This is a genomic window from Streptomyces sp. NPDC043726, assembly GCF_056436565.1.
Window position 1 is genome coordinate 90,664 of sequence record NZ_JBWKCI010000015.1, and the last position, 19,830, is coordinate 110,493.

Annotated in this window: 22 protein-coding genes and 1 pseudogene; 17 read left to right on the top strand and 6 right to left on the bottom strand. The window is 70.4% G+C overall.

What is annotated here, in order from left to right:
• Positions 1-70: 70 nt before the first annotated feature.
• A pseudogene (locus AC068Z_RS35065) lies at positions 71-603 on the bottom strand (sigma factor).
• Positions 604-803: 200 nt separating this feature from the next.
• Between AC068Z_RS35065 and AC068Z_RS35070 the strand changes: the two are divergent.
• The 4 genes from AC068Z_RS35070 (at position 804) to AC068Z_RS35085 (ending at position 4,353) form a co-directional block, all read left to right on the top strand.
• Positions 804-1,259, top strand: coding sequence for a nuclear transport factor 2 family protein (locus AC068Z_RS35070; protein ID WP_478565138.1), 456 nt, complete (start codon positions 804-806; stop codon positions 1,257-1,259).
• A gap of 38 nt (positions 1,260-1,297) precedes the next feature.
• Positions 1,298-1,873: an NADPH-dependent FMN reductase gene (locus AC068Z_RS35075; RefSeq protein ID WP_478565141.1), complete on the top strand. Its 576-nt coding sequence runs from the start codon at positions 1,298-1,300 to the stop codon at positions 1,871-1,873.
• A 613-nt stretch (positions 1,874-2,486) separates the two neighbouring features.
• Positions 2,487-3,248 carry a DUF3592 domain-containing protein gene (locus AC068Z_RS35080; RefSeq protein ID WP_478565144.1) on the top strand — a complete coding sequence of 254 codons (762 nt, stop codon included), beginning with the start codon at positions 2,487-2,489 and terminating at the stop codon, positions 3,246-3,248.
• Positions 3,249-3,276: 28 nt separating this feature from the next.
• Positions 3,277-4,353, top strand: coding sequence for an alpha/beta hydrolase (locus AC068Z_RS35085; RefSeq protein WP_478565147.1), 1,077 nt, complete (start codon positions 3,277-3,279; stop codon positions 4,351-4,353).
• A 232-nt stretch (positions 4,354-4,585) separates the two neighbouring features.
• Here AC068Z_RS35085 and AC068Z_RS35090 read toward each other — a convergent pair whose 3' ends face one another.
• Complete coding sequence (locus AC068Z_RS35090; RefSeq protein WP_478565150.1) at positions 4,586-5,020, bottom strand: MarR family winged helix-turn-helix transcriptional regulator; 435 nt, start codon at positions 5,018-5,020, stop codon at positions 4,586-4,588.
• A gap of 198 nt (positions 5,021-5,218) precedes the next feature.
• Here AC068Z_RS35090 and AC068Z_RS35095 point away from each other — a divergent pair, with 198 nt between their 5' ends.
• From AC068Z_RS35095 to AC068Z_RS35120, 6 genes are all read left to right on the top strand, one after another.
• The gene (locus AC068Z_RS35095) at positions 5,219-6,391 is read left to right on the top strand and encodes a PP2C family protein-serine/threonine phosphatase (protein ID WP_478565153.1); all 1,173 of its coding nucleotides are present in this window, start codon (positions 5,219-5,221) and stop codon (positions 6,389-6,391) included.
• A gap of 135 nt (positions 6,392-6,526) precedes the next feature.
• Positions 6,527-7,417 carry an STAS domain-containing protein gene (locus AC068Z_RS35100; RefSeq protein WP_478565156.1) on the top strand — a complete coding sequence of 297 codons (891 nt, stop codon included), beginning with the start codon at positions 6,527-6,529 and terminating at the stop codon, positions 7,415-7,417.
• A complete protein-coding gene (locus AC068Z_RS35105) occupies positions 7,414-7,833 on the top strand; it encodes an STAS domain-containing protein (protein WP_478565159.1) in 420 nt (139 codons plus the stop codon). The genes AC068Z_RS35100 and AC068Z_RS35105 overlap by 4 nt, the downstream gene beginning before the upstream one ends.
• Positions 7,833-8,276 (top strand): ATP-binding protein, encoded by a 444-nt coding sequence (locus AC068Z_RS35110; RefSeq protein ID WP_478565162.1) that lies wholly within the window; start codon positions 7,833-7,835, stop codon positions 8,274-8,276. Before AC068Z_RS35105 ends, AC068Z_RS35110 begins: the two co-directional genes overlap by 1 nt.
• Positions 8,273-9,349: an ATP-binding protein gene (locus AC068Z_RS35115; protein ID WP_478565165.1), complete on the top strand. Its 1,077-nt coding sequence runs from the start codon at positions 8,273-8,275 to the stop codon at positions 9,347-9,349. Before AC068Z_RS35110 ends, AC068Z_RS35115 begins: the two co-directional genes overlap by 4 nt.
• Positions 9,333-11,141: a PP2C family protein-serine/threonine phosphatase gene (locus tag AC068Z_RS35120; protein ID WP_478565168.1), complete on the top strand. Its 1,809-nt coding sequence runs from the start codon at positions 9,333-9,335 to the stop codon at positions 11,139-11,141. The genes AC068Z_RS35115 and AC068Z_RS35120 overlap by 17 nt, the downstream gene beginning before the upstream one ends.
• 84 nt (positions 11,142-11,225) lie before the next feature.
• Here the strand turns inward: AC068Z_RS35120 and AC068Z_RS35125 are convergent, their stop codons facing one another.
• Positions 11,226-11,750, bottom strand: a complete 525-nt coding sequence (locus tag AC068Z_RS35125) for a MarR family winged helix-turn-helix transcriptional regulator (RefSeq protein WP_478565171.1) — start codon at positions 11,748-11,750, stop codon at positions 11,226-11,228.
• A 255-nt stretch (positions 11,751-12,005) separates the two neighbouring features.
• Here AC068Z_RS35125 and AC068Z_RS35130 point away from each other — a divergent pair, with 255 nt between their 5' ends.
• The 3 genes from AC068Z_RS35130 to AC068Z_RS35140 all read left to right on the top strand — a co-directional run bounded on the left by AC068Z_RS35130 (position 12,006) and on the right by AC068Z_RS35140 (position 13,856).
• Positions 12,006-12,419 (top strand): amphi-Trp domain-containing protein, encoded by a 414-nt coding sequence (locus AC068Z_RS35130; protein WP_478565174.1) that lies wholly within the window; start codon positions 12,006-12,008, stop codon positions 12,417-12,419.
• A gap of 80 nt (positions 12,420-12,499) precedes the next feature.
• Positions 12,500-12,862, top strand: coding sequence for a hypothetical protein (locus AC068Z_RS35135; protein WP_478565177.1), 363 nt, complete (start codon positions 12,500-12,502; stop codon positions 12,860-12,862).
• 250 nt (positions 12,863-13,112) lie between these two features.
• A complete protein-coding gene (locus AC068Z_RS35140; RefSeq protein ID WP_478565180.1) occupies positions 13,113-13,856 on the top strand; it encodes a calcium-binding protein in 744 nt (247 codons plus the stop codon).
• On the opposite strand, the gene AC068Z_RS35145 is transcribed toward AC068Z_RS35140, so the two are convergent.
• The gene (locus AC068Z_RS35145) at positions 13,857-14,786 is read right to left on the bottom strand and encodes a squalene/phytoene synthase family protein (protein ID WP_478565183.1); all 930 of its coding nucleotides are present in this window, start codon (positions 14,784-14,786) and stop codon (positions 13,857-13,859) included.
• A 212-nt stretch (positions 14,787-14,998) separates the two neighbouring features.
• On the opposite strand from AC068Z_RS35145, the gene AC068Z_RS35150 reads away from it, so the two are divergent.
• Positions 14,999-15,556, top strand: a complete 558-nt coding sequence (locus AC068Z_RS35150; protein WP_478565186.1) for a hypothetical protein — start codon at positions 14,999-15,001, stop codon at positions 15,554-15,556.
• A 49-nt stretch (positions 15,557-15,605) separates the two neighbouring features.
• Here AC068Z_RS35150 and AC068Z_RS35155 read toward each other — a convergent pair whose 3' ends face one another.
• Positions 15,606-16,187 (bottom strand): SMI1/KNR4 family protein, encoded by a 582-nt coding sequence (locus AC068Z_RS35155; RefSeq protein WP_478565189.1) that lies wholly within the window; start codon positions 16,185-16,187, stop codon positions 15,606-15,608.
• A 132-nt stretch (positions 16,188-16,319) separates the two neighbouring features.
• On the opposite strand from AC068Z_RS35155, the gene AC068Z_RS35160 reads away from it, so the two are divergent.
• The 3 genes from AC068Z_RS35160 to AC068Z_RS35170 all read left to right on the top strand — a co-directional run bounded on the left by AC068Z_RS35160 (position 16,320) and on the right by AC068Z_RS35170 (position 18,599).
• Positions 16,320-16,811: a DUF2975 domain-containing protein gene (locus AC068Z_RS35160; protein WP_478565192.1), complete on the top strand. Its 492-nt coding sequence runs from the start codon at positions 16,320-16,322 to the stop codon at positions 16,809-16,811.
• Positions 16,811-17,044 carry a helix-turn-helix domain-containing protein gene (locus AC068Z_RS35165; protein ID WP_478565195.1) on the top strand — a complete coding sequence of 78 codons (234 nt, stop codon included), beginning with the start codon at positions 16,811-16,813 and terminating at the stop codon, positions 17,042-17,044. Before AC068Z_RS35160 ends, AC068Z_RS35165 begins: the two co-directional genes overlap by 1 nt.
• Positions 17,045-17,297: 253 nt before the next feature.
• Positions 17,298-18,599: an MFS transporter gene (locus AC068Z_RS35170; RefSeq protein WP_478565198.1), complete on the top strand. Its 1,302-nt coding sequence runs from the start codon at positions 17,298-17,300 to the stop codon at positions 18,597-18,599.
• Here the strand turns inward: AC068Z_RS35170 and AC068Z_RS35175 are convergent.
• The gene (locus AC068Z_RS35175) at positions 18,596-19,801 is read right to left on the bottom strand and encodes a low temperature requirement protein A (RefSeq protein WP_478565201.1); all 1,206 of its coding nucleotides are present in this window, start codon (positions 19,799-19,801) and stop codon (positions 18,596-18,598) included. The two genes, AC068Z_RS35170 and AC068Z_RS35175, sit on opposite strands and share 4 nt — an antisense overlap.
• Positions 19,802-19,830 lie beyond the last annotated feature (29 nt).

The window sequence follows — 19,830 nt, forward strand, 5'->3', positions numbered from 1 at the left end:
ACGAACTGGCCGAGATCGCCGACGCTGACCCCGGCGGTGTGTTCAGGCCGTCGTAGGCCGACTCGACGAATCAGCCCGTCGTCCAGGGCCGGAGTTTCTCGGGGTTGAGGACGGCCCAGATATGGGTGATCCGATCGCCCGCGAAGTCGAACGCGTACACCGCCACGGTACGGCCGTCGTGCTGGGCGATCAGCCCGGCCCGGCCGTTGACGGGACGAACGCGACGCGTTCGGCCGGGGTCATCGACTCGAGCACGACGAGAAAGGCCATGCTGACCGACTCGTCGAGGGTCACGCGGTCGGCCGGGTCGTCGGGTGGGGTGCCCCCCGCAGGTCCGATGGTCCAATGGCGGGGCTCGGGCAGGGGCTCGGGGATCCACTCACCCACGTATCGCTCCCGTCGGGCCCGCGCCGAGCCGAGCAGGTCCAGGCAGACGCGGCCCGCGACCTTCGTCAGCCAGGCGCCGGGCGAGGCAATGGCGTCCTGCTGCGGACGGGACATGGCGTACCAGCGGGCGTAGGTCTCCTGGACGGCGTCCTCGGCCTCGGCCAGCGAGCCGAGCAACCGGTAGGCGAGATTGATCAGATGACGCCGCTCGCTCATGATCGCGCTCAGGCTCTGATCGTCACTGGTGGTCACGGCTCTCCCCTTACCCGGCGTCGGTCGGCATCGCCCTCACCAAACCGACGAGGCAGCGCACCGCAATGTGAGGTCCGGCGTCTCGCCTCACATTCCGCGGAGCTGCGCCGTCGTACTGCTGACAACGGCACAGCATCCCCTGTGGGGGGCGACAGGGAGGAACGATGGACGACTTTCGAGCGATCGTGGACCGCGTCGAAATCGAGGCGCTGCGCGGTGAGTTCACCGACGCGGTGATGATGCGGGACTACGACCGAGTCGCGTCGCTGTTCACCCCGGACGCCGTGTGGCGGATGCCGGACATCCCCGCCGAGATGTCCGGCCAGGAGCAGATCCGCGCCTGGGGCCGACGGGTGCCGGATCTCGTGGACTTCCTGGTGCAGAACACCCATCCGGGCGTGATCCGCCTCGACGGCGACATCGCGTCCGGCCGGGCGTACATGTCCGAGGTCGGGCGCGGCCGCGACGGCCGCTCCGGGGTGAACTACGCCATCTACCACGACCGTTACCGGCGCACCCCGGACGGCTGGCGGTTCACCGAACGCGTCTACGAGATCCGCTACCTCGACGAGAGCCCCCTGACCGGCTTCGTACCCCCGCGCGCCACGCACGCTCACTGACACCGCTACGACCGACCGACAGAACTGGAGAATCGAACATGCTCAGGATTGGCATCATCCTCGGCAGCACCCGCCCCAACCGCAACGGCGAGCAGGTCGCCACGTGGGTCCAGGACACCGCGTCGCGCCGCACCGACGCCGAGTTCGAGCTGATCGACCTGCGCGACCACCCGCTGCCCCACCTGGACGAGCCGATGCCGGCCCTGCACGGCCACTATGAGCACGCGTACACACGGGCCTGGTCGGACAGGATCGCTTCGTTCGACGGATTCGTGATGGTCACGCCCGAGTACAACCGCTCCACCTCCGGCGTGCTCAAGAACGCCCTCGACCACCTCTACGCGGAATGGAACAACAAGGCGGTCGGGTTCGTCTCCTACGGCGTCAGCGGCGGCGCCTGCGCGGCTCAGCAACTACGGCTCATCTGCGGCGCGTTGGAGATGGCCGTCGTGAGCCATCCCGTCACGCTGTCGCTGATGACCGAGTTCGAGAACTACACCGCCTTCAAGCCGACCGGCCACAGTGCCACCGCGCTGGACACGCTGCTGGACCAGATCATCGCGTGGAGCACCGCACTCGCCCCCTTGCGGGCCGATTCCCGGGCCGCCGCCTGAACGAGCCCACCAGAACCGGGTGTTGGTCGAGTGTGGGCGTCCGGTGTGCAACGGGGTACGAATCCAGCCGTCGGTGGGAACGCTCGCACGATGCCGGGGCGGCAGAGATCATCGACTACGGTCAGTTCGCGGAACGGCCCCGGTTGGACTGGACGGACACCCAACTGCAGCTGCGTCTGGACGGCGTCGACGGGGATTCGTACTGGTCCGGCCGCGGACGCGGTCCGAGACCTGTACCAGCCTGGTCTCCAAGCGCCGGACTGACCGCGGCGGCACCCGCGGTGCCCTTCCTCGCCGAGCTGATGAACGACCTCGGGAACCAGTCCCGCCCCACCTGCTACTCATCGCGGACATCGTTCGACTGCGACAGCGCGGACAACCGGGACGCCGTGCGCGCGGTGCTGCCCGCCCTGCGCCACTTCCACGACGACCCGCTGCCGTGCTCCTGGTCCCGCGGCTGGTTCGGCGCTCCTTCACTTCCCGGTCGGACCCTTCTAGGATCCGCCTTGATCGAATGCACTGGGGGGGCGGAGATGGGGATCTGCGGTGTGCGGCAATCCAGTTGGGGGTCGAGATGACGACACCTCAGCTAGTTCTGCGTGGCGGTGGTGTCGTGGCGCGGCTGGTTCATGACGGCGTGGTGCTGGAGCGGGCGGGCGAGGAAGTGGCCATACCGCTCACGGCGATCGAGCGGGTCACGGTGGACGGGCGGCGCGCCGCGATCGAATTGACCAGGCCCGACGGCGCCGCACCGCACGTGCACTGCGTCGAGGACGGCAGCGCGGCGGCGGTCACCACGTTCGCCGACGCAGTGAACCGTCTCCTGCCGCAGCGGGGACCGGGGGAGCCGCGTGCCGACGGCTCCTCGCTCGTCAGCATCCGCTCCGTGGGGATCCAGGGCCGGAGGTTGACCGCTGGAAGCGCGGCCGTGATCGCGCTGCTTGTCGGTGCGGTGGCTTTGATGGTGGCCGTGGGCGTGGCGGGGGGAGCGCGCTACTCGGCGATGCTCGTGCCCGCGTACCTCGGCATTCTCATCGGCTGGCCGACGGCGTTCCTGCCCGGCAGGAGCCTGTACCGCTCCCACCGCCTGCGCAGGGGCGGCATCACGGTGAGCGCGCGGTTCTCGCACAACGCCGACCGGATGCGGGTGTACCGCTACACGGACACCAGCGGTGAGAGCCACTTCCACACCACCACCAGCCACGAACGGCGGCTCGAGATCACCTACGATCCGGGCGACCCCTCCCGGGCCGTCGTGCGCGAGTCCCTCGCGATGCGCGGCATGACGATGGTCCTGGCGCTCGTCGGGCTCGCTGTCCTTGGCGGCTGCCTCTGGTACGCGTCCCAGGTGATCAGCGATGCGTTCACCGGCTGAGGTCTGAGACCGGGCCGGGTGATCAGCCGTGCCGGGCGACTTTCTCATCTCCGTCGCACTGCTCGCGCTGTGCACGTTCGCCGCGCTCAGGCCCCCCATGCCACGGCATTCGAGCCCGTCGAACCCGTGGTTCTGGCTCGGGTACCTCCTCAACGAACAGCCGTTCCTCGGCCTGGCCCTCCTGGCCGCCAGTACCTTCCCGGCGCTGACGACCTCGGTCGGTGCGCCCATGTGGTGGCTCGCGATCGCACTCACCGCGGTCCCGGCCTCGGGTCTGGTCGCGCTCGCCGTCCGGGCGCGCTCGGCGCGGGGCGTTCTGGAGGCGGCCCTCGCGGCCGGGCCGGGAATCCCGATGCCCCGCAGCCGACCGCCGCTCCTGCGGATTCTGCTGCTGCCGCTGGTGGCGTGGCGGCCCGGCGTCCGCCGACTCCGCAACCGGCGGTACGGCGGCCACCGTGCCCAGCGTCTCGACGTCTACGTCTCCCGCGGTGGCCGGCGTCGGGGCGCCCCGATCCTGCTGTACTTCCACGGCGGGGGATTTCGGACGGGCAGCAAGCTTCTCGGCGCGCGACCGCTGCTCTACCGCCTGGCCGCCCACGGTTGGGTGTGCGCGAGCGCGAACTACCGGCTGCGAACGCCCTACGGCGAGGCCCTCACGGACGCGGAACGGGCGATCGCCTGGCTGCGCGCCCACGCCGACGAACTGGGTGCTGATCCGGCCCGCGTGGTCGTCGCCGGAGGTTCGGCCGGCGCCCACCTGGCCGCGACCCTCGCGCTGACCGACGACTTCGTATCGGGCGCGATTGGGCTATACGGCTATTACGGGCCGGCAACCGCAGGCGCGTCGCGCGCACCCGCCACCCCGCACGCCCATGTTCACACCGCCGCGCCGCCGTTTCTGATCGTGCACGGCACCCTGGACACCCTGGCCCTGGTGGAGGACGCCCGCCGCTTCGCGGATGATCTGGCCCGCGCCTCTCGTGCCCCGGTCGTCTTCGCCGAGCTCCCCGGTACCCAGCACGGCTTCGACCTCTTCCACTCGCTGAGGTTCCATGCCGTCGCCGACGCCGTCGAGGGCTTCGCAGGCTGGGCCGCGCGTCGCTGACCTGGGCGGGGGCGGAGGGTGAGCGGGGTGTGGCGCGGAGCAAGGGCGAGAATTTTTCACTGGGCGTGCACAAGACGGGTACATCTGGGTACCCGCCATCAGGGGTAGCCAGCCCCCGGCACTGTTGTCGTTTGACGACAGTAGTCATGAGGCAACAGAGTTGCATGTCGGACGTGCGTGAGGAAGGACGAGGAATGCCGGCGAGGGTGCCATCGACGCCATCGGCCGATGGTCAGGCGGTTCGGGTGTCCCGATCCGCGGCGTCGTGGTGTATCTGCGTCGACGCGGTGGCGCAGAAGGCCTCCAGGCCCTCGAGCAGGGCGATCCGCTTCGCGGCGGGCATGTCCGCGAGCACCTTCCTCACCTCTGTCTCCCTGCGGGCGCGCAGCTCGGCCAGGAAGGTGCGGCCCGGGCCGGTGAGGTGCAGCTGCACCTCACGCCTGCTCTCCGCGCTCACCGCTCGTTCGATCAGTCCCGCGGCGTGCAGCCGGTCGCACAACCGGCTGGTGGACGGCGGAGTGGACGCCAGGGACTCGGCGAGGGAGCGCAGGTTGATCCCGTCGTGGTGCTCAAGGATGTGCAGCACGCGCAGCTGGGACGCCGATGCGGGCGCCGTGGAGGCCCGGCCCCACACGACTTCCAGCAGCTCGGCGGCCGTGGTCGTCATACGCGCGACCTCGGCGGGCTCTGGATGGCGGCGGAAGGCAGTCACAGTCACACTTTCGCAGGCGCTCGGGCGCCTGTCAGCGTACTAAAGGCGCCCGCCCGGCCCTGGACGCCCCCGGCAGGGGCGGTTCCGTCCGGGCCTCATCTCATGAGTGACGTGGTCAGGGTTGCCCGGGGAAGGACAGGTGTATTTCTCATCATGAACAGATTCATGGCCGCTGAACGTGCGCTGCGCACGGCGGATCCGCACGAGCTGCTCGACGTCCTCCGCGCCGTACTGACCGGTCAGTACGGCGCGGAGGACGTCGAGCTGTTGCTCGCGGACTACAGCCTCACCGTGCTGCAGCCGGTCTCGGTGCTGCCGCACACCCTGGAGCCGGTGTCGGTGCACAACGGCCCGGCGGGCAGGGCTTTCGGTTCCCAGAAGCCCTACGTTGAGGAGCGGCGCGACGGCCGGGTGCGGCTGTATCTGCCGGTCAGCGTGCGCGGTGACCGGCTGGGTGTCCTCGCCTTGACCCTGCCCGGCCCCGAGGCCGCCGACCGGTGGGAGTCCGAACTGGCCGAGGTCGCCGATGTGCTCGGACACGAGGTGCTCGTCGCGGAGCGCGACACGGACCTGTATCTGCAGGCCCGGCGCAAGGACCGGCTGACTCTTGCCGCGGAGATGCAGTGGCAGCTGCTCCCCGGCCGTTCCTGTTCCCGCGCCGAGTACGACCTGGCGGCCCAGCTGGAACCGGCCTACGCCATCTTCGGCGACAACTTCGACTGGTCCGCCGGCGCGGACCGGCTGATGCTGTACGTCACGAACGGCATGGGCGAGGGCATAGAGGCCTCCCTGCTGACGAACCTGGCCATCAACGCCCTGCGCAACGCGCGCCGGGCCGGTATCCCGATCGCCGACCAGGCGGCCCTTGCCGACCAGGCCGTTTACGCCCACTATCAGGGGCGTTGCTATCTGTCCGTCCTCATGTTCGACTTCGATCTGGCCACGGGCCGGGCGACCGTCGTGGACGCGGGTTCCCCGCAACTGCTGCGATTGCGCGGGGGTGTCGTGGAGCAGGTGCTCTTCGAGGCGCAGTTGCCTCTCGGCATGTTCGAGGAGACCGACTATGTGGCGCAGGAGTTCCAGGCGGAGCCCGGGGACCGGCTCGTGTTCGTCAGTGACGGTGTGCACGCCGTCGCGTCACCGAAAGGGGAGACGTACGGCGACGCCCCGCTCGCCCGGGCCATCCAGTCGACCCGCCTGCTGCCGGCCGCGGATGTGCCGCGTGCGATCCTGCGGGAGTTGACCGATCACCGGGGCGGATCCTCGCCGGACGACGACGCCTTGGTCGTATGCCTGGACTGGCGCGGGAGACCGCGCGGCGGGTGAGCGGGTCCGCGGTGGGATACGGCGATCGCGTGTTGTTCGCCTACTGCCGCCGCGCTAACATTTGCCATGCAGCAACAATTGGTGGGTTCCTGCCCGTTGGCGGTGCCGGAGCCCGCAAGAGGGAGACTGTTTTAAGTGGCGGAGCACTACACGGCCCCCGAAGTAGCACAGGAACTAGGAGACTTCCTCGGACGGCGCCAAGAGCAGATCGCCCAGCGGTGGGCGGACGCCGCCCTGTTCCGTACGATCTTCACCGTCTCCCGGGACGAGGCGATCGAGGCGTGCAAGGCTGTCGTGGACGCCTTGAACGACGTGGCCCGCAGCGGACGCCTGGAAGACGTCAACGCACCCGGCTTCGACCTCGTCAGGGACCAGCTGAGCCGGATGGCCATCTCCCGCGCCGAGGCCGGGTTCCGGCCCTCGGACATCGCCGACGAGATCGCCGAGCTGCGCCAGCCGGTCACCGCGCTGCTGCGCGCGGAACTCGAGGACGAGGCCACCGAGAACGCCCAGGAGTGCCTGCTCGCGCTGACGATCCTCATGGGGACGCTGCGCCTGGTGGTGATGGAGACCACGGTCAGCTCCGGCGAGGCGCTGATCGCCCGGCAGCGCCAGCAGCTGCTGGAGGTGGCCACCCCGGTCATCCAGCTGTGGGAGGGCATCGTCGCCGTACCCCTCATCGGCACCCTCGACAGCGCGCGCAGCCAGGTCGTGATGGAGAGCCTGCTGGAAGCCATCGTCGCCCAGCGGGCCCGGTACGCCATCCTCGACATCACCGGGGTTCCGACCGTGGACTCCCTCGTGGCCCAGCACCTGATGAAGACGGTCGCGGCGGCCCGGCTGATGGGCGCGGAATGCATCGTCTCGGGCATCCGGCCGGCGATCGCGCAGACCATCGTCCACCTCGGCATCGACCTGGGGACGATCATCACGAGGGCCGGACTCTCCGACGCCCTGGCCTACGCGCTCGCCCAGCAGGGTGTCGGGGTCTCCCCCCTCCCGACGGCGGGAGCGGACCTCCGGTGAACGGATTCTCCACCGGGCACCCCGAGGTGGTGCCGGTGCTGGCCCTGGGAGACGTCCTCCTGGTCACGCTCCAAGGCGCCCTGCACGACGAGGTGTCCGAGCGACTCCAGCAGGACATCACCCAGCGCATCGCCGCCAGCCCGGTGCCGGTCAGCGGTGTCGTGATCGACATCTCCGGGGTGGAGATCGTCGACTCCTTCCTCGGCCGGATCCTGGCCGAGATCGCCGGAAGCGCGCGCCTGCTGGCCGCGCGGACCGTGCTGGCCGGCATGCGCCCGGCCGTCGCCATCACCCTGGTCGAGCTGGGTCTGACCCTGCCCGGCCTCATGACGGCTCTGGATGTCGACAGCGCCCTCACCCTGCTGGGGCGTACGCCCCCGTCGGGGCCGGCCGGACGCCCGGAAGCAGGTGCGTGATGTCTGCCCCCCTCGCCTCGCCCACGCGGCTGGCCATCGGCTCGGACGTGGACCTGGCCCTGGTACGCCAACAGGTGCGCCAGATCGCCGCCGAGCTCGGCTTCGGGCTGGTCCAGCAGACGAAAGTGGTGACCGCGGCCAGCGAACTGGCCCGTAACGCCCTGGTCCACGGGGGCGGGGGCCATGTGGACATCACGCTGCTGCGCGACGGCGCCGACCGCGGACTGCGGCTCTGCTTCGTCGACAACGGCCCTGGCATCCGGGACGTCGACCTGGCCATGACCGACGGCTACACCAGCGGCGGCGGACTGGGTCTCGGGCTGAGCGGCGCCAAGCGGCTCGTCCAGGAGTTCACCCTGGACACGCGGGTCGGAGAGGGCACTACGGTCACCATCACCGAGTGGGTCTCCCGCCTGCCCTCCCCGCGTACCGGAGCGACATGAGCTGGGTCTGGGACATCCCGGTTCCCGAGAGCACCCGCGTCCGGGACGTGCACCGGGCCGCGGAGGCCGCCTGCGGCCGCGTAGGGCTGGACACCCAGACCACCGCGGCCGCGGCGCTCGTGGCGACCGAGCTGGCGACCAATCTGGTCAAGCACGCCAACGGCGGCCGCGTCATCATCAACCTGGTCGGCCGCCCCGACCCGGTCGCCGACGGGACGCCGTGTGTGCAGATCACCTCGCTCGACCACGGGCCCGGCATCCCCGACGTCGCCAAGGCCCTGAAGGACGGCTACACCACCGCCCCCTCCTCCCTCGGCGCCGGCCTTGGCACCTGCCGGCGTCTGTCCACCGACTTCGACCTGCACAGCCGGCCCGGGCGGGGCACCGTCGCCGTGGCCCGCGTCTGCCCGGCACGGACACACCGCGCACGGACCCGTCCGGCCGCCGCGGACGTCCGGGCCGGAGGGATCAACACCTCGCTCGCCCAGGCCGAACACTCCGGAGACGCCTTCGCCTGGATACGCTCCGGTTCCCTGGTCACGATGCTGCTGGCGGACGGCCTCGGCCACGGCAGCAAGGCCGCCGACGCCTCCACCGCCGCCATCGAGGGCCTGTACCGGACCGCGCACCTGCGGCCGACCGACATACTGCGGTTCCTGCACGGCGCCCTGCGCCCCACCCGTGGCGCCGCCATCGGCATCGCACAGCTCGACGAGAGCGAGGGCCGGCTCTCCTACGCCGGCGTCGGCAACATCGGCGCCCGCCTCCACGGCGACACGGGATGGCAGGCACTCATCTCCCACCCCGGCATCGTCGGCGCGCACTTCCCCGCCAACGTCCCCCTGCACCAGTCGACATGGCGTCCGGACAGCCTCCTCGTCCTGCACAGCGACGGGCTGCCCAGCCGCTGGGTACCGCCCGAGGACCCCCGGATTCCCGCGCACGACCCGGCGGTGATCGCCGCGGTGATCATGCGGGACGCCGGCAGCGCCGCACGGCCACAGCGCGACGACACCAGTGTGGCCGTACTGGCCCCGAACCACCGGACGGACGTCCATGACCGAAACCCCTGACGTCTGGCAGCTGACGTCGATCGACGACGCCGCCCGGGCACGCGCGGCCGTGGAGCGCATCACGGCCGACGGCCGGACGCCGCCGCTGGACCGGGCCCGCTTCCTCACCGCCCTGTCCGAGCGGCTGCGGCACTGTCTCGGCCAGGGCGGCCAGTGGGAACTCCTGCTCCACCTCCGCGACACCACCGCCGGACAGGACGGCCGACTGGACGTCACGCTCCGTCCCACGGGCCCGGCCCCGCACACCGACGAACCCACCCTCACCTGTCCGCTGCCGCGCTGGCCGGCGAGCCCCGGCGACGACTCCGCACCGCCGTGGCCCGAGGCGCTGCTGCGGGCCGACGACAACACCGCGGCCGTACTGCGCCTCCTGGACGAACAGGAAGACCTGGTCGAGCTGCACCGCGAGGAGCTGCACCAGACCAACCAGGGCGTACTGGCCCTGCACTCCGAGCTGGAGGCCGCCGCCGAGGTCCAGCAGGAGCTGCTCGAATCGGAGCGCATCGCGCGGGCCGAGGCCGAGCGGGCCCGAGGGCTGCTCACCTTCCTCGCCGACGCGAGCGCCGCCACCACGGCGACCCTCAGCCGCAGCGAGATCCTGCGCCGCCTCTCCGACCTCCTGGTCCCCGACTACGCGGCGCAGCTCGACATCTGGCTCTTCGACAAGGAAGAGGGAGAGGGCGAGGAGGGAAACCCCCCGCACACCCGCGACCACTCCGCCGCCGCGGTCGCCGCCGCCCGCACCGGCCGTCCGCAGCACGCCGCCGCCCATGCCGGAGACCTGCCCGGCGTGGACGACCTGCCGCCCTCCGTCCTGTCCCCGCAGCGCCCCCTGCTGGCCATCCCGCTCGTGGCCCACCGCCTCCTGGGGGTCCTCACCCTCACCGCCCCGGCACCCCGCTTCGACCCGGACACCTCGGTGATGCTGGTCGAACTCGCCCGCCGCGTCGGCATCGCCCTGGAGAACGCCCACAACTACGAGCGCTACCGCGACACCGCCGAAGCCCTGCAGCGCGCCCAGCTCACCGACCTGCCCACCTCCGCCGGGGTGCTCCTGGCCGCCCGCTACCTGCCGGCCACCTGGGGCATGAACATCGGCGGCGACTGGTACGACGCCTTTCTCCAGCCCGACGGCAGCCTGCTCGCCGTCATAGGGGATGTCACCGGCCACGGCCTGCACGCCGCCGTCGTCATGGGCCAGCTGCGCACGGCGTTGCGGGCCTACGCGGTGGAGAGCACCAGCCCCGGCGAGATCCTCACCCGGCTGCACCGCATGCTGCGCCACCTGCAACCGGAGCTGTACGCCACCGCGATGATCGCCCGTTTCCGCCAGGACGAGCCGGAAGTGGTGTGGGCCTCGGCCGGCCACCCGCCCGCCGTCGTACGCGTCGCCGACGGCTCCGTGGGAGTACTGGACGCCCAGCCGGGGGTCATGCTCGGCATCCCGGTGAACTTCGAGTACAAGGACCACCGGGCGGAGCTGCCGGCCGGCTCCTCGATGGTGCTGTACACCGACGGCCTGGTCGAGCGCCGGGCCGAGGGCATCGACGGCGGCATCAAGCGGCTCGGCCAGGCACTGGAACGGCTGAGCGCCCCGGAACTGGAGCAGGATCCGGGCGCCGCGGCCGACGCCCTGCTCAAGCACCTCCTGCACGACTCCGAACGCGACGACGACGTCTGTCTGTTGCTGTGCCACACGGTGCCGTCCGCGGAGGGGGAGCGGCCGGTGGCCACGAAGGGTTCTGTCCCCGCCGCGCGGTCGGGGAAGCGGAAGGGCGGGGTCAGCGTGTAGGGGCCGCGGCGAACGGCCGCGCTCGCGGCGGGCGGGCTGAACAGCCCCTGAGGGGCTATCGGCTCTCTCGGTCGGGCAGGCGGTTCAGGTGCCGTGCGCGGGGCCGGAACGCGGTCCGCCGCGGGGCTGCTGGGCGTCGTCGGTCTGAGCGGACAGGAAGGCCCGCATGCCGCGGCTGAGCGCCTCCCGTTCGGCCGCGGTCATGGCCGCCAGGACGGCGACGAGCGCCTGTGAGCGGCGGGAGGCCACCTCGCCCAGCACCTGCCGGCCCTGCCCCGTGAGGCTGAGCTGTACTTCGCGCCGCTTGCGGGGGTGCAGCGCGCGTTCCACCAGCCCGGCCGCCTCAAGCCGGTCACAGAGCCGACTAGCGGTCGGCAGTCCTATCTCCATGCCCTCCGCCAGCGCCGTGAGGTTCAGCCCCGGTTCCGACTCCAACACCCGCAGGGCCCGCAACTGGTGCGGGGACAGCCGTATGCTCGCCTGCTGGGCCGCTTCCGACCAGAGATTCGTGAGGTCGTCCACGGCGTCGGAGATCCCCAGCGCGAGCGACCGCAGTTCCTCACCCCGTTCGCCCGCCTGGCCGTCTCCGAGGCCTCCGAGACGAGTCACGCACCCATCACTTCCCGCTCTCGTCCGCTCATGCGTATACCACCCTCTTTCATGCGCGGTACCCGAAGAGCCGCTGAGCAAGCACCGCCGGTCGTGCCATCGTAGGCATTCGGACCGAATCCGACGGGCGTCGGCTCAGGCGGCCGGGCTACCTGGGGCGAAGCGGACTCGAACTCGACAAGATGCCGCGTTCGAAAACAGGACCGAGAATAGGCGCGGGCCTGATTTGCCCCATATTTCGGTGCGGAGGAAGCGATGAAGGACCTGAAGTTCGAACAGAAGAGCTCGATGTCCCGCCGTGAAGCCGCCGACCAGCTGGCGGCGCTCGCCGAGGCCCTCAGGGAAGGTGGCGAGGCCGAACTCGATCTGGGCCGCGGTGTGCTGAGCCTGCGGATCCCCGACGAACTGCGTAGCGAGGTGGAATTCGAGGTCGGCGATGGCGAGATCGAGTTGGAGATCGAGCTGAAGTGGCCGTTGGGCAAGTCCGCTCGCGCCGCCACCCGTACGGCCGACACCAAGCGGGAGCGGGAGCAGAAGCCGGAAGAGCCGGAACAGGAGAAGCCGGAGGAGCCTGAGCGGGAGCCGGCCAAGCCGGCGAAGAGGTCCGCCCGGACGCGGAAAACGGCATCGCCCGCGAAGCCCAGGCGTACGGCGACGAAGCGTACGTGAGACGCCCCCGCACCGGCGGCTGTCGACGGCGGCCCGGGTGATAGGCGGAGCCAGAGCCGCAGGTCAGCTACCGTGACACGGTGACCGAGAGCCTGCCCGCCGACGTTGCCGAAGTACTCGCGGCCGTCTTGAACCCGGATGGCCCCGTTCATGTCGCGCTCCGCAGGCAGGTCCCACATCTCAGCGTCCGGGCGCGCTGCACCTGCGGATGCGGCACCGCCTACTTTGACCTCGACACCGACCACGCGGAGCCCGCCCCCACCGCCCCCGGCACGGTCGTGGCGGCAGAAGCCCAGCTCGCGACCCACTCCGGCGAGTGCCCCGGTGAGGTCCTTGTCTTCACGCAGGGCGGCTACCTGTCGTGGCTGGAAGTCTGCTCATGGACCGACGACAGCGCGGTGACGCTGGCCTCGGCACGCCGCTGGTTGCCGACGCGCGCCTGATCCGGAACGGCCGGCTATCGAGGCAACGCGACGCCCGTTTCACTTCAGACTGTTTCCCGCGCGGTCGGGGGCAACGGTTGGGCCGGTTCGGCAGTCGTAGGGAGTGGCGCGCATTCTTTTCGCGCGGTCGCGAGCAACTGCCGCTGTCCGTTAGGTAGATGGCGGCTTCGGCTGTCATTTCCTGGGAGGGCTCATGGGCCGTGTCACCGTACTTCCCGCCCGCAGACTAGGCGTTGGCCAGGGTGTTGTCGTGGGGGCCGTCGCCGTGGTGCTGGCGGGGGCGGGCGCCTCGGCCGATGCCGCGTCCGGCGCTGTACCCAGCGAACCGGTCGTCAGCGGTGTCACCGTCAACTCCGGGCATGACGTCATCGTCGGTATCACGCAGGACGTCGTCTTCCCGGTCACCGTCACCGGCGCGGACGACTCCGGCCTGGCCTTCGCCGACACGGATCTGAAGGGGCCGAACGGCGGCTTCTACACCACCGACACGTTCTGCGAGACCGAGACGGCCTGCACGACCGTGTTCACCGTCAACGCCCACCCTGCGCCGGGCAGCGACGACCCGGTCGACCTGGCCAACGCCAACGCCGGAACCTGGACGGTCGACGCCCTGGTCGACACCCACGACGGCGACTCCGTCTTCGCGCCCGGCGTGGGCTCCTTCGGCCTCAAGCGTGCCGCACGGCTCACGGTCAACGCCGCACCGGAGCCGGTGGCCAAAGGCGCCCCCATCACCGTCACCGGCAAGCTCGTGCGGGCCAACTGGGACACCTACCGGTACGCGGGATACACAGGCCAAGCCGTGAAACTGCAGTTCCGCCCCAAGGACAGCAGCACCTACACCACGGTGGCCACCGTGAAGACCAACAGCACCGGCAACCTGCGCACCTCGGTCACAGCCAAGCAGGACGGGTACTGGCGCTGGCAGTTCCCCGGCACGTCGACCACCGGCCCGGCCAAGGCCGCCGGTGACTACGTCGACGTACGGCCCTGATCACGGCGTCTGCCGCTGCCGCCGCGCCGCGCGGTGTTCGCGGGCCAGGACCCGCAACAGGGCGGGCAGCTCCGGGCGAGTGCTGCCGTCGGCGAGATGGCCGCCCTCGCGGTGGACGGCGCGGAGCCGGAGCTGTTGGACCTCGAGCATGGCCCGGAGGAACGGGCGGGTCTGTGCGGGGACCAGGTCGGTCAGTTGTCGGCTCGCGGTGAGCCGTGACTGCGCCAGCTCCACCTGCTCGCCGACGAGGGGCGTGAGCGAGGCGCGGACGTCGTCGGTGGGCGAGCGGAGGCGTTCTACGGTCAGGCCGTGACGTTCCAGGTCCTGGCGAGGGATGCCGACGTGGCCCTGTTCCGCGTCCTCCGCCAAGTCCTCCAGGAAGTCGGTGCGTTGCATCGATTCGATGAGGTCCCGGCACCGGGGTTCGAAGGCGACGTCCTGGGCCTGGCCTGCCTGTTGCAGCAGACAGCCCATGAGCATGAAGGCGGGCAGTGAGTAGGCGTCGACGTAAGCCTGCAGTTCGTCCTCGGTGACGAATCCGGCGTAGTCGACTTCGTGTCGGGCTCCGTGGAGGAAGGCCTCGATGCGCGGCTTGAGCTGGGGATGCCGTACGACTGTGTCCGCGAGGGCCATGAGGATCGCATCGGTTGCGCGCGTGCCGTCGAGTACGTCCAGGGTGGCCGTCGCCCACTGTACGAGGGCTTGCTTGCGGGTGTCCTGGGAGCCGGTGTCGATGCGCTGGTCGGTCTCGTGCATGAAGGCGACCGTGGCGATTACCGCGGGGTGCAGGTAGGCCGGGAGCAGGAGCCGGACCGTCAGGTACTCCTCGGGCTTGAATCGCCGGACGCGCCTGCGCTGCCGGCCGTATGCGGTGTGCAGATGCGGCTCGGTGATGCCGGCCTGGCGCAGGGTGCGGGTCCATGGGGGCATGTCGGGTTCCTTGCCAGGGCGGCGGTGACGGGTCGGCGGCGGCGGTGACGGGTCGGCGGCGGCGGTGACGGGTCGGCGGGTGGTGGGGCGGCGTCGTGGGACTTGACCGTGGAGACTCTAACCGGGCCTGTCATGTGGGGGGTTGGTGAGGGATGATCACCTTGCCGATCGCAGCGGGTGGCGTGGCCTGGGGGCGCGGATAGGCTGGCGGCATGGATCATGAGGGGGCCGCAGGGCCGGTGGACGTGGTGTGTCCGGGGTGCGGCAGTGCCGAGGTGCGGACGGTTGAGGACGCGCGTGTCGGCAAGGGTGCCATGCGGGAGCAACTGCACGACCGGCTGGCGCCGGGGCCGGACAAGACCGGCGACGGGTTGATGCACTTCCTTGAGGGCATGGTGCTGGCCGGCATCGGAGTTGCCGCCGCGTACGCGGGAGCCGACCAGGACAAGCCGCCGTACACGATCGGGGGCGCGGCGTTCACTCTGCTCTGTCTGGTCGGGACCTTCATGGTCGTACGTGACGATGCGCGGGAGAAGGACGCCGCCGAGGCCGGGGCTTCGCGTGCGCAGCGCCTGTGGCGGCCGGCGCACTACTGCTCTGGCTGCTCCTCTGTGTTCTGTCCGGGCGACACCCCGTGGCAAGGAGTGCTGACTCCGGAGCAGTTCAAGAAGCTGGTGTGGAGCGAGGCCGGTTACGCCGACCAACTGGCCGCGGGGGACAGGGCGAAGAGCACGGAGATACCGTCGCAGGCGCTGCCGCATCGGTTGTAGAGGGCTGGTCGGCCGAGGCGGCCGTCAGCGGGAGCTGGCGGCCGAACGGTCAGAATTCCCAGGAGAGTTCCGCCTCGTCGATGACGACGCGCTCGTAGCAGTCCACGAGCTCGCCGGTCTCGATCGCGGTGGCGGTCGCGTCGAGCAGCGCCGGCAGGGAGGTCCACATCGGATGTGAACTGAAGTGGCAGCCCTGCTCGTGGTCGGCGTTGCCTATCCGTCCGCGTCGCCGCGTCGCGCGTTGGTCGATCACCAGGTAGTCACCGGCGCCGTCCGCCGCGAAGGGGATCCACTGCCGGTGCCACCATGGCCCGTACTCGCTCTCGTGATCGCCCTCGTCGGCGTCCGTCGACTCGGATCCGTAGATCTTGGTCCGTGTCATCCAGGCATCCGCGATCTGCTGCGCGCTCAGCATGATCCAGAACGGTGGCAGCAGAACACGGGACACTGTTCCGTCGTGCCGAAGGAGCGAGTCCGTCAGGGGTGCCGGGAAGGGCATGCCGATGGTCTCCTCCGCCCTCGTGATGGCCGCCTGCTCGGCGGGGGGCGCCAGATCGGAGTAGGTGCGCGGGGCGTAGTCCGCGAGCCAGGCCTCGATGCGGGTCCAGGACGCGGATACCGAGGAAGTCATACGACGGATCCTCCCAGTCGGCACTGACAGCCGTTGCGCCGGTGCTGCTACACCCGTCGGGTCTTCCACAACACTTGCTCTATCTATCGAAAGTCGATAGATTTCCATCGTTCTTCGATGGGGTGGTGGGTCATGGGACAGCTGACCGTGCGCGCGCTGCGTGCCGTGCTGGTGGTAGTGCTCGTCGGCACCGTGTTCGTGCAGGCGTTGATGGTGTGGGCGTTGGTCAGTGGGAATGACCCGGAGGACGGGTCGCTCCCGCTGACCCCGCTCCGAGTGATCACGATCCTGGGTATCGGGACGGCTCAGGTCGCCCTGGTCTGTGTATGGCGACTGGTCACGATGGTGCGACGCGGGACGGTGTTCTCCCATGCCGCCTTCCGTTACGTGGACATCATCATCGGCGCGATCGTCTCGGCTGCGCTCGTCTGGTTCGCGGTCACTGCCGTGAACGCGCCCGGACAGCGGGACGACCCCGGCGTCACCCTCATCATGGGCGGGATCGGCGTGGCCATCCTGGGAGTCGCGCTCATCGTGCACGTGCTGCGGCTGCTGCTTGCCCAGGCCGTCGCCCGCGACGTCGAAGCAGCGCGGATGCAGGCCGAGTTGGACCAGGTGATCTGATGCCGATCGCTGTCGACATCGACGTGATGCTGGCCAAGCGGAAGATGTCCGTGGGCGAACTCGCCGAACGCGTAGGCATCACACCCGCCAACCTCGCCGTACTCAAGAACGGCCGCGCCAAGGCGGTGCGCTTTGCGACCCTCGCCGCGCTCTGCGAGGTGCTCGAGTGCCAGCCGGGTGACCTTCTCCGCTGGGAGGCCGAGGACACGGCGGGCGAAGGAGACGTGGCGTGACGGTCGCCCACCCTCGCTCAAATTGCCTGTCGTCTCCGCGGAGCGAGAGCTAGGGTCTGCGCAGTGAGGAACGAAGCGAGGAGCGAGGACATGGTCGGTCGTTCGAGCACGCGTTGACGTCTGAGGCCCTGAGCGGCCCGTCATCGCGTGCTGCCCTGCATACGCGGCACAGCGAGCCTTCCCATCCCGCTGCCGAAGAGGCGTGGAGCGCCGGGACAGCGGGTCTCGTCTTCGGTCACCCGAGGGATCTCTGTTGCCGTCCGCATCCTCCGCCGCATCCGATTCCGTACGACCTGTCCCGCCCAGCCTGTGGCGGGACCGCGACTTCCGCAGGTTCTGGCTTGGCCAGACCGCCTCCCAACTGGGGGAGCAGGCAAGCCTGGTGGTTCTGCCGCTCTTCGCTGTCCTCACGCTCAACGCCGGCGCCGCCGAGCTGGGCGCCCTCCGCGCGATGGGACAGGCGCCGATCCTGCTGCTGTCGCTCTTCGTCGGCGCATGGGTGGACGGCTGGCGGACCCGTACGGTCATGGTGCTGACGGACGTCGGCCGGGCCGTGGCCCTCGGCGCCGCCGCCGTGGCCGGCCTCCTCGGTGTGCTGGGCCTGCCGGCGTTGCTCGGGGTCGCCTTCGTCGTCGGGGCGCTGTCCGTGTTCTTCGACGTGGCGTATCACGCGTCCTTGGTACGGCTGCTGCGACGCGATCAGCTGATGCAGGGCAACAGCGCGCTCGAGGGCAGTCGCTCGGCCATGCAGACCGGCGGTCCCGCCCTCGGCGGTGCGCTGGTGTCCCTGCTGACGGCGCCGGTGGCAGCCGCCACGAGCGGGCTGTTCTTCGCGCTGTCGTTCCTGTCGCTCTACCGGATCAAGCGCCCCGATTCCGTCCCGGAGCGCGCGGAACGCTCCTCTCGCGTCTGGCGACGGATCCACGAGGGTCTCCGTTTTGTCGCCGGTGACACCTTTCTGCGTACGGTGTGCCTGGCTTCTGCCGCCTTCCAGTTCTTCTTCTCAGCGGTGATGACGGCCTATCTGCTCTTCCTGCCCCGGGACCTGCACCTGTCGGGCACCGCCATCGGGCTGGCGCTCGCGGCCACGGGGCCGGGCGCGCTCCTGGGCTCACTGCTGGCGGCCCGACTGCCGAACCGCTTCGGATACGGCCCCGTGCTCGTCCTTGCGGCGGCACTCGGCGACGGCGCGTTTCTGTGCGTGCCCGCACTGAACGACTCTTCCGCGGTGACGCTTCCCGCACTCCTCGCGGTCGGCTTCGTCTTCGGGACCTTCAGCCAGCTGGTGAACGTCACGATCATGGCCGTCCGACAGACCGTCACCCCGGACGGGATGCAAGGCCGGGCGGCCGCGACGATCAACTTCGTCGGCATGGGGCTGACCCCGCTCGGCTCACTGCTCGGCGGCCTGCTCGCGGACGCGTGGGGGACGCGCACCAGCCTCCTGCTGACAGCCGCGGGGATGCTGCTGTCACCGGTGCTGATGGCCCTGTCCCCAATCGCCCGCCTGGGGCGGACACTTCCCACCCCGCGGCACGCGCGGATGCCGGCCTAGCGATGGCTTTCAGCGCGCGTAAGAGCCGGAGTCCTGTCCCGCACCAGAACCAGGCCCGTCACCAGTGCCGCCAGCAGACCCAGAGAGACGAGGGACGGGACGTGGGCGACGGCGGGCCCGGCGACGAGGCAGACGGCCCCGGCGACCAGGAGGAACGGTGAGCGGTGGTTCGCGGTGCGCAGCAGCAGGGCGGCCGAGGCGAGGAGGAACACGCCGACGCCTCCCGGCAGGGCCCAGGCGACGACACCGTGCAGGGGCTCGGTCAGGTCGTAGTGGCCGGTGTCGGCGACCTGTTGGAGGGTCTTCTTCATGCCGAGGGCCATGATGACCACTCCGGCCACCAGCGGCAGGTGGAGGAAGGTGTACGCGTCACGCGCCAGCCGGGTGCGGTCGTCGCCGGTGAGCGTGGTCAGCCGGTGCTCGGCCGCCTCGGCGACCTGGCGGAAGTACAGCCGCCACAGGCCCGCGGAGACGAGCAGTCCCAGTGCGGCGGCGCCCAGGACCGGGCCGCTCAGCGGGAACCCGGACACGCCCACGCCGATGGCGACGATCGACTCGCCGAGGGCGATGATGACGATCAGGCCGTGGCGTTCGGCGAAGTGGCCGGGTGAGGCGACCCGCCAGCCGGACTTGCCGGTGACGAAGATGCCGAGGTAGTCGATGGCCACGGCGGCGAGCCAGATGAGGATCTGGGTGACGCCCGTGAAGGCCGCGCCCACGAGGAGCAGGGCGAAGGGCGGTGCCACCGATATCAGGGCGGTGTGGCGCAGGACGCGGTGCAGGGCCTGGTCGCTGGGGTCGGAGAGCCAGTACGTGACCAGGTGCAGGACGCGGACGGCGCCGTAGCAGAGGACGAAGACCAGTGGGGCGGGCAGTCCGCCGGGGGCGTCGTCGTAGATCTCCGGCACGGTCAGCGACACGATCAGGACAACGGCCATGACGGACACGAGCACGGTGAACATCGCGCCGGAGTCGGCCCGTACGACGTTTCCCAGCCAGGCGAAGCAGCACCAGCACCACCACAGCAGCGCCAACGCGACCATGCCGCCGAGCAGCCGCAGCCAGCTCGGATCGGCCGCCATCAGCGCCGTGACCTGCGTGATCGCGTACACGAAGACCAGGTCGAAGAAGAGTTCGGCCGGTGTCACCCGATGGCCGCCCTCGGTCGCTATCAGCCGCGACCCCTCGCTGTTCGTCACCACAGCTCCCCCTTCGGGGCGCCTTCCCCGCC

Bases quoted from the DNA above. Each gene is read 5' to 3' on its own strand.
- AC068Z_RS35160 (WP_478565192.1), top strand. From the start codon at position 16,320: ATGGGACAGCTGACCGTGCGCGCGCTGCGTGCCGTGCTGGTGGTAGTG.
- AC068Z_RS35120 (WP_478565168.1), top strand. From the start codon at position 9,333: ATGACCGAAACCCCTGACGTCTGGCAGCTGACGTCGATCGACGACGCC.
- AC068Z_RS35155 (WP_478565189.1), bottom strand. From the start codon at position 16,187: ATGACTTCCTCGGTATCCGCGTCCTGGACCCGCATCGAGGCCTGGCTC.
- AC068Z_RS35095 (WP_478565153.1), top strand. From the start codon at position 5,219: ATGAACAGATTCATGGCCGCTGAACGTGCGCTGCGCACGGCGGATCCG.
- AC068Z_RS35130 (WP_478565174.1), top strand. From the start codon at position 12,006: ATGAAGGACCTGAAGTTCGAACAGAAGAGCTCGATGTCCCGCCGTGAA.
- AC068Z_RS35090 (WP_478565150.1), bottom strand. From the start codon at position 5,020: ATGACGACCACGGCCGCCGAGCTGCTGGAAGTCGTGTGGGGCCGGGCC.
- AC068Z_RS35110 (WP_478565162.1), top strand. From the start codon at position 7,833: ATGTCTGCCCCCCTCGCCTCGCCCACGCGGCTGGCCATCGGCTCGGAC.
- AC068Z_RS35075 (WP_478565141.1), top strand. From the start codon at position 1,298: ATGCTCAGGATTGGCATCATCCTCGGCAGCACCCGCCCCAACCGCAAC.
- AC068Z_RS35145 (WP_478565183.1), bottom strand. From the start codon at position 14,786: ATGCCCCCATGGACCCGCACCCTGCGCCAGGCCGGCATCACCGAGCCG.
- AC068Z_RS35115 (WP_478565165.1), top strand. From the start codon at position 8,273: ATGAGCTGGGTCTGGGACATCCCGGTTCCCGAGAGCACCCGCGTCCGG.
- AC068Z_RS35150 (WP_478565186.1), top strand. From the start codon at position 14,999: ATGGATCATGAGGGGGCCGCAGGGCCGGTGGACGTGGTGTGTCCGGGG.
- AC068Z_RS35165 (WP_478565195.1), top strand. From the start codon at position 16,811: ATGCCGATCGCTGTCGACATCGACGTGATGCTGGCCAAGCGGAAGATG.
- AC068Z_RS35070 (WP_478565138.1), top strand. From the start codon at position 804: ATGGACGACTTTCGAGCGATCGTGGACCGCGTCGAAATCGAGGCGCTG.